A 6,736-nucleotide genomic window follows, 5' to 3' on the forward strand; every position below is an offset into this window, starting at 1 on the left:
CCGCTGCCGAACTCCACCGTGCCGCCGCGCAATTCGAAGCCATCCTCATCCGGCAACTCCTGGCCCCCGCGCTCAACTCGCTCACCAGCGGCAACGCCCTCTCCTCATCCTCCCCCTCCGCTCCCGGCGCCACCGCCGGCTCCGGCATCTACGGCTACATGCTCACCGACGTCATGGCCCAGTCCCTCAGCCAGAACGGCGGCCTCGGCCTGGCCCGCGTCATCGAACAACAACTCTCCCCCTCCCGCGCAACGCGGGGAAATTAAGAATTAAGAAAACGAACCCACGCACACGAACACCTCAAACCACCCACACCTCCGAAACGACGGCGAAGCCGCCCATTCTTAATTTTTAATTCTTAATTCTTAATTTTTAACCTCCCCTCCCCCCGTGCCGATAACACACACCGTGCCACCGCCTGCCATCCACCCGTCAACCGCCGCCGCCACCCCACTTACCGACGACCTCATCGCCCGCCTCCGGGAAGAACTCACCGGATACGGGGACATCCTCGCCCTCTTTGACGAACAGCAAATCCACCTCATGAACCGCGACGCCGCCCGCGTTGCCCAATCCGCCCACGCCATTGAAGACCTCATGCAGACCGCTGCCCGCCTCCGAGCCAGCCGCGAAACCTGCGTTGCCGACCTCGCCCGCGCCCATAAACGCCCCGCCTCCACCCGACTCCAGGACCTCCTTCCCCTCCTGCACGACGACCTCCGCATCCTGACAAAAACCCTCATCAACGAAATCAACCACCTCATCCACCGCGTCCGCCGCCGCGCCCGCCAGAACCACCTCATCATCGCCACCGCCTGCCGCCTCCACCACGAACTCCTCACCCTCCTCTGCCCCGACAAACTCCCCGGCACCTACACCTCCAACGGACGCGTATCCCCCCCCGCATTGCGGGAATTAGAAATTAAAAATTAAGGGAGGTTCTAAAAATCAGAAATTACACAGAGATCACAGAGAAGGCACAGAGTTTAGGGAGGACAAAACGACTTTGCTCCTTTTTCCGTAAAAAATATTATTTTATTTATAATAAATGAATTACAGAGACATTCATTCGCGAGGAAAATGTCCTTCCACCGGACAGGCCTCCCCAAACTCTGTGCCTCCTCTGTGTCCTCTGTGTAATTTTTAGAAGTTCCCTGAATTTTTAATTCTTAATTCTTAATTTCCAAAACCACACCCACATGTCCGGACTCCTTGCCAGCCTCTCCCACGCCTCCAACGCCCTCAACGCCCACTCCCGCGCCATCGAGGTCACGAGCAACAACATCGCCAACATCAACAACGAAGACTACTCGCGCCAGCGCGTCGTCTATTCCAGCCGCGGCACCGTCCTCACCGCCCACGGCGTGGAAACCCTCGGCATCGAAGCCCGCACCGTGCAACAACTCCGCGACGCCCTCCTCGACAAACAAGTCACCCGCGAGACCGCCAAAACCGCCTCCATCACCGCCGAACGCGCCGCCTACGCCCGCGTCCAGACCCTCCTTGGCGAGACCATCGACACCTCCAGCGACACCCGCGGCAACGGCCTCTCCGCCGCCCTCAGCGACACCTTCAACTCCTTTCAGGCCCTTGCCGCCAGCCCCACCGACCAAGGCGAAAAACAAACCCTCCTCGCCAACGCCGCCATCCTCGTTGACCGCATCCGCACCCTCGACGCCGACCTCGCCCAAGCCCAGACCGACCTCGACGACTCCATCAACCAGGACATCGGCGAAGTCCAGGACCTCCTCGCCAAAATCACCGAACTCAACCAACAAATCGCCCGCTTCGAAATCAACGACCCCGGCACCGCCCTCACCCTCCGCGACGAACGCCAGGCTGCCCTCGAAGACCTCGCCCAAAACATCTCTTTCGAAACCCGCACCTCCACCGCCCACCCCGGCCAGATCGACATTTACACCCACGACACCGACGGCAACGAAGTCCCCCTCATCACCGCGGGCTCCCCCCCCCCCGCCACCCTCACCTACGACCCCGCCACCGGCACCCTCTCCACCGACGGCGGCGCCACCACCCTCGCCCTCACCGGCGGCACCATCCACGGCAGCCTCGCCGCCCGCGACGGCGCCATCAAAACCCTTCGCGACAACATCGACACCCTCGCCCGGCAACTAATCACCTCCGTCAACGACGCCTACAACCCCGACTCCGACCCCGGCCACGACTTCTTCACCGGCACCGGAGCCGGCGACATCGCCCTCGCCCCCGGCCTCACCGTCGCCACCCTCCGCACCACCGCCACCGGCGGCGCTGGCGACAGCGACCTCATCACCGCCGTCGCCAACCTCATCAACACCCGCTTTTCCACCGCCGACGGCGCCCTCATCGACGGCACCCTCACCGCCCACTACACCAGCGCCGTCAGCCACTTCGGGCAGGCCGTCAGCAGCGCCGACACCCGCCACCAATCCCAGTACAGCATCGAGACCCTCATCCGCGAACAACGCGACTCCACCAGCGGCGTCTCCCTCGACGAAGAAACCATCAACCTCGTCAACTACCAACGCGCCTACCAAGCCTCCGCCCGCGTCATCACCATCCTCGACGACCTCCTCAACACCGTCGTCAACCGCCTCGGCGTCACCTGATCCCCCAACCACCTTGCCATGCGCACCTCCACCCTCACCACCACCCACCGGCTCATCGACCAGCTCACCCGGCTCTCCGAGCGCCAGACCCGCCTGCAAAACCAAGTCGCCACCGGCCAGCGCGTCACCGTCCCCGGCGACGACCCCGCCGCCGTCGGTCGCATCCTCTCCAACCAGATGGAGCAACGCCAGGTCGCCCAATACCAGAACAACGCCTCCAAAGCCCTTGAGTATTCAGAAGCCACCTACAGCACCCTCTCCGACCTCAAGGGCATTTCCGACCGCGCCGGCGAACTCGCCACCCTCGGAGCCGGTGCCACCAGCACCGACGCCATGACCGCCTACGCCGTCGAACTCGACCAACTCATCCAGCAAGCCCTCGACCTCGCCAACACCCGCTTCTCCGGCGACTACCTCCTCTCCGGCACCGCCACCGACACCCAACCCTTCACCCTCGCCACCGACGCCGACGGCAACACCACCATCACCTACGAAGGCAACACCGACCAACGCACCATCGCCCTCTCCGAAACCTCCCACCTCGCCCCCGGCACCACTGGCGACACCAACCACGCCATCGCCACCTTTCTCAACCGCCTCATCGACCTCCGCGACACCCTCAACACCGGCGACACCACCGCCGTCAACGACCTCCGTGCCGGTCTGGAAGAAAGCGAAGACATGTTCGTCAACGCCCTCAGCGGCCAGGGCGCGATCCAGACCCGCATCGAAGCCGCCCAGAGCCGCCTCCAGACCCGCTACGACAGCCTCACCGGCCTCATCTCCACCGATGCCGACGCCGACCAGGCCGCCACCATCGTCGCCCTCACCACTGCTGCCAACGCCTACGACGCCGCCCTCACCTCTGCCTCCGGCATCATCAGCAAATCCCTCCTCGACTACCTCTGAACCCACCCGCGCCCAACCACCCGCCACCGCCCGCCTGCCCATGACAACAACCGCCACCGATTCCCCCCCCCCCCCCCTGCCCACCGTCATCCCCACCCGCCTCGACCTCCCCGCCGGCCTCGTCGGCTTCCCCGAACACCACCACGCCGAACTCTTCCACCTCCCCGGCCAACTCCCCTTTCGCTGGCTCCGGGTCAGCGGCCCTGACCTGCTCCACTTTGTCGTCATCGAACCCTCCGGCGTCGTCCCCGACTACACCCCCGAACTCTTTGACGAAGACGCCACCTCCATCGGCCTCGCCACGCCCGGCGACGCCCTCGTGCTCAACATCGTCACCGTCAGCCGCACCGAACCCGTCACCGCCACCGTCAACCTCGTCGGCCCCCTCATCGTCAACCGCCGCACCGGCGTGGGCCGCCAAGTCGTTCTCTCCAATCACAACCACTACAGCCCCCGCCACCCCATCGTCACGGCGACCCCCTGACCCCCGACTCCCCCCATGCTCGTTCTCACCCGCAAAACCGGCGAAGCCATCCTCATCGGACGCAACATCGAGATCGTCATCACCCGCATCGACGGCGACACCGTCAAACTCGGCATCAACGCCCCCCGCGAAATCCCCGTCATCCGCAAAGAAGTCCTCGCCGACATAGCCGCCACCAACCAAGCCGCCGCCCTCCCCGACATCATGAAACTACGAATGACGAACAACGAATGAACACGCGAATCTCACGCCCCCAAAAATTATTAATTGTTAAGGGAACTCCTAAAAATACGTTTTTGAACAGCAAAGTCGCCAAGGCGCAAAGGGAGAAATCTCTTTGATTGCTTTGTAGTTAACTAAAAATAAATGAGATGCAAAAATTCACAATTCTTTGCTCTGATCTTTGCGCCTTGGCGTCTTCGCTGTTTTTCCAATTTTTAGAACCTCTCTTAATTATTAATTTCCACACATGACCAACACCCTTGCCAGCAACTCGCGCGTCCTCCTCTCCAGCCTCAACCGCAACCAGACAACGCTCGACCGTCATCTTGCCCGCCTCGGTTCCGGCACGCGCCTGCTCACCCCCGCCGACGACCCCGCCGGCACCCGCACCGCCGCCAAAGCCGACTCCCAGCGCGCCCGCCTCGCCGCCGCCACCATCAACATCCAGAACGGCACCAGCCGCCTCCAAACCACCGACAGCTACCTTACCTCCCTCGGCGACACCCTCACCCGCATGAGCGAACTCGCCACCTACGCCCGCAACGAAGTTCTCTCCCCCGACGACGTTGACCTCTACCGCCGGGAATTCGTCCAGTTGCAAGAACAACTCCGCACCGTCATCGGCGGCACTCAGGCGCAAATCGGCGGCACCGCCGACATACAAACCCCTCTCGGCTCCTACAACGGCGCCCCCCTCTTCGGAGCGGACGGCGGCACCCTCCTCGCCATCGGCGTCCACGCCGACGAAACCCTGCAACTGCCCACCATCAACCTCCGCACCGGCGCCACCCATACCCTCATCGAACAGGACGCCGCCGGCACCTTCACCCTCGACCTCACCGCCCCCGACGCCATTGCCACCCTCCAGGACGCCCTCTCCCAGATCACCACCGGACTCATCGCCGTCGGAGCCACCCAAAGCCGCCTCAGCCACGCCTCCGACACCATAAACTCCACCGATGCCGCCCTCGAAAGCCAGACCTCGCGCATCCGCGACGTTGACATAGCCGCCAGCACCACCGCCCTCGTCCGTCAGCAAGTCCTCACCCAATCCCACACCAGCATGCTCAGCCAGACCCGCGAGATGAGCACCAAGCTCCTCAGCCTCCTCACCGCGGACTGATGTATTTCTCCGTGCCTTCGCGCCTCCGCGTGAAATATTTTTGACAGGAAAACAGCGTCACAACGCAGAAGTCAGAAGACAGAAATTAGCAACAAGCGATAATGCAGGATTCCGCTTCCCCCCCCTCCCCCGCTTCTGTCTCCTGACTTCCGTTCTCTGTCTTCTGTTCCTCCGCACTACCACGCCGGCATGTCACTCGAAAGAATTCTCATCCTCGACGACGAACCCTTCGTTCGCGCACCACTCGAAACCCTCTTCAGGCAAAAAAAATACACGGTGGTCACAGCCGGCACCCTCGCGCAGGCCACCGAACACATCGCCCGCGAGACCTTCGACCTCGCCCTGCTCGACGTCTGCCTGCCCGACGGCAACGGCCAGCAACTCCTTGAGCACATCAACCTCCACCCCGACCGCCCCCTCGTCGTCATGATGACCGGCCACGGCACCATTGAAAACGCCGTCGCCTGCATGAGAGCCGGTGCCTTCGACTACCTCATAAAACCCTTCGACATTGACCAGATCGACATCCTCCTGCGCAAAGCCGACACCTACCTCCAACTCCTCCGCGTCAACCGCCACCTCAACGACCCCGACGACCCCGACACCGACCTCCTCGGCCGCAGCCCCGCCATGCTCCGTCTCCGGCAAATCGCCCGCCGCGTCGCCCCCACCGACACCAACGTCCTCATCACCGGCGAAAACGGCACCGGCAAAGAAATGATCTCGCGCGAAATCTACCGCCACTCCTCCCGCCGCGCCGGCCCCTACATCAAAGTCAACTGCGCCGCCCTCTCCGAGACCCTCATCGAAAGCGAACTCTTCGGACACGAAAAAGGCGCCTTCACCGGCGCGACCAACCGCCGCGAAGGCCGCTTCGAACTCGCCCACCGCGGCACCCTCCTCCTCGACGAAGTCAGCGAAATCACCCCCAACCTCCAAGCCAAGCTCCTGCGCGTCCTCCAGGAACGCGAATTTGAGCGCGTCGGCGGCACCCGCACCATCAAAGTCAACGTCCGCATCCTCGCCACCTCCAACCGTGACCTCGCGCAAAGCGTCGCGCGCGGCGACTTTCGCTCCGACCTCTATTACCGCCTCAACGTCTTCCCCCTGCACATCCCCTCCCTGCGCGAACGCCCCGAAGACATCCCCCTGCTGGCCGAGACCTTTTTGAAACGATTTGCCCGCAAATACTCCCTCCGACTCCCCGGCTTTTCTGACCACGCCCTTGCCGCCCTCCAAGCCTATCCCTGGCCCGGCAACGTCCGTGAACTGCAAAACATCATCGAACGCGCCGTCATCCTCTCTGAAAACGGACGCCCCATCTCTGCCGCCGCGCTCAGCCTCCCCTCCCTCATCCGCACCCCCTCCGGCGACACCCGCCTCCGCGAC

At 63.2% G+C, this 6,736-nt stretch carries 8 protein-coding genes; all 8 read left to right on the forward strand.

Annotated features, from left to right (window positions below; all coding sequences use genetic code 11):
- Positions 1-266 (forward strand): rod-binding protein (locus OBACDRAFT_RS23105; RefSeq protein WP_043589374.1); only part of this gene is annotated, 266 nt, incomplete at its 5' end.
- A 142-nt stretch (positions 267-408) separates the two neighbouring features.
- Positions 409-933: a flagellar export chaperone FlgN gene (flgN, locus tag OBACDRAFT_RS23110; protein WP_232767644.1), complete on the forward strand. Its 525-nt coding sequence runs from the start codon at positions 409-411 to the stop codon at positions 931-933.
- Positions 934-1,199: 266 nt separating this feature from the next.
- On the forward strand, positions 1,200-2,609 hold the full coding sequence (gene flgK, locus OBACDRAFT_RS23115; protein WP_043589375.1) for a flagellar hook-associated protein FlgK: 1,410 nt from the start codon (positions 1,200-1,202) through the stop codon (positions 2,607-2,609).
- An 18-nt stretch (positions 2,610-2,627) separates the two neighbouring features.
- Positions 2,628-3,518 carry a flagellin N-terminal helical domain-containing protein gene (locus OBACDRAFT_RS23120; RefSeq protein ID WP_043589376.1) on the forward strand — a complete coding sequence of 297 codons (891 nt, stop codon included), beginning with the start codon at positions 2,628-2,630 and terminating at the stop codon, positions 3,516-3,518.
- Positions 3,519-3,558: 40 nt separating this feature from the next.
- The gene (fliW, locus tag OBACDRAFT_RS23125; protein ID WP_052362434.1) at positions 3,559-4,002 is read left to right on the forward strand and encodes a flagellar assembly protein FliW; all 444 of its coding nucleotides are present in this window, start codon (positions 3,559-3,561) and stop codon (positions 4,000-4,002) included.
- A 15-nt stretch (positions 4,003-4,017) separates the two neighbouring features.
- The gene (gene csrA / locus OBACDRAFT_RS23130) at positions 4,018-4,236 is read left to right on the forward strand and encodes a carbon storage regulator CsrA (protein WP_043589377.1); all 219 of its coding nucleotides are present in this window, start codon (positions 4,018-4,020) and stop codon (positions 4,234-4,236) included.
- A 235-nt stretch (positions 4,237-4,471) separates the two neighbouring features.
- Entirely contained in the window at positions 4,472-5,347 is an 876-nt protein-coding gene (locus OBACDRAFT_RS23135) for a flagellin (RefSeq protein WP_043589378.1), read from the forward strand.
- Between the two features lie 189 nt (positions 5,348-5,536).
- Positions 5,537-6,736 (forward strand): sigma-54-dependent transcriptional regulator (locus tag OBACDRAFT_RS30985; protein WP_052362436.1); only part of this gene is annotated, 1,200 nt, incomplete at its 3' end.

The sequence above is a fragment of the Geminisphaera colitermitum TAV2 genome, assembly GCF_000171235.2.
GTDB lineage: Bacteria > Verrucomicrobiota > Verrucomicrobiia > Opitutales > Opitutaceae > Geminisphaera > Geminisphaera colitermitum.

What these genes read in the sequence shown, in the direction of transcription:
- flgK (WP_043589375.1), top strand. Translation starts at nt 1,200, where the DNA reads ATGTCCGGACTCCTTGCCAGCCTCTCCCACGCCTCCAACGCCCTCAAC.
- OBACDRAFT_RS23120 (WP_043589376.1), top strand. Translation starts at nt 2,628, where the DNA reads ATGCGCACCTCCACCCTCACCACCACCCACCGGCTCATCGACCAGCTC.
- fliW (WP_052362434.1), top strand. Translation starts at nt 3,559, where the DNA reads ATGACAACAACCGCCACCGATTCCCCCCCCCCCCCCCTGCCCACCGTC.
- csrA (WP_043589377.1), top strand. Translation starts at nt 4,018, where the DNA reads ATGCTCGTTCTCACCCGCAAAACCGGCGAAGCCATCCTCATCGGACGC.
- OBACDRAFT_RS23135 (WP_043589378.1), top strand. Translation starts at nt 4,472, where the DNA reads ATGACCAACACCCTTGCCAGCAACTCGCGCGTCCTCCTCTCCAGCCTC.